The organism is Micromonospora hortensis (assembly GCF_022230935.1).
Lineage (GTDB): Bacteria > Actinomycetota > Actinomycetes > Mycobacteriales > Micromonosporaceae > Micromonospora > Micromonospora hortensis.
On the sequence record NZ_JAKKFE010000064.1, the window covers coordinates 1 to 576 of the forward strand.

Here is a 576-nt window from a genome sequence, read left to right on the forward strand (position 1 = left end):
GGCATAACGGGTGCGCTCAGCGCTGATAGAGGCTCCGCTTGGCGATGTACTGCACCACACCGTCCGGCACCAGGTACCAGACCGGCTCGCCTCGGGCGACCCGAGCGCGACAATCGGTCGACGAGATGGACATCGCGGGCACCTGGATCAGACTGACGGTGTCCGCCGGGAGGTGCTTGTCACTCAGCGGGAAACCGGGCCGGGTCACGCCGATGAAATGCGCCAACTCGAAGATCTCGTCCAGGTCCTTCCAGGACAGGATGCGTTGCAGGGCGTCCGCGCCGGTGATGAAGAACAACTGCACCTTCGGGCCGTATTCAGCCTGAAGGTCGCGCAGCGTGTCGACCGTGTAGGTCGGCCCACTACGGTCGATGTCCACCCGGCTGACCTGGAAGCGGGGGTTGGAGGCGGTGGCGATAACGGTCATCAGGTACCGGTCCTCGGCCGGGCTGACCGGCTCGTCGGCCTTCTGCCACGGCTGACCGGTGGGCACGAAGACCACCTCGTCCAGGCCGAACCGGTCCGCGACCTCGCTGGCCGCGACGAGGTGCCCGTGGTGGATCGGGTCGAAGGTGC

At 66.7% G+C, this 576-nt stretch carries 1 protein-coding gene; it reads right to left on the minus strand.

What is annotated here, in order from left to right; all coding sequences use genetic code 11:
- Positions 1-16 precede the first annotated feature (16 nt).
- On the minus strand, positions 17-576 hold a 560-nt coding region (gene nadD, locus NIE111_RS28185; RefSeq protein WP_238687322.1), incomplete at its 5' end, for a nicotinate-nucleotide adenylyltransferase.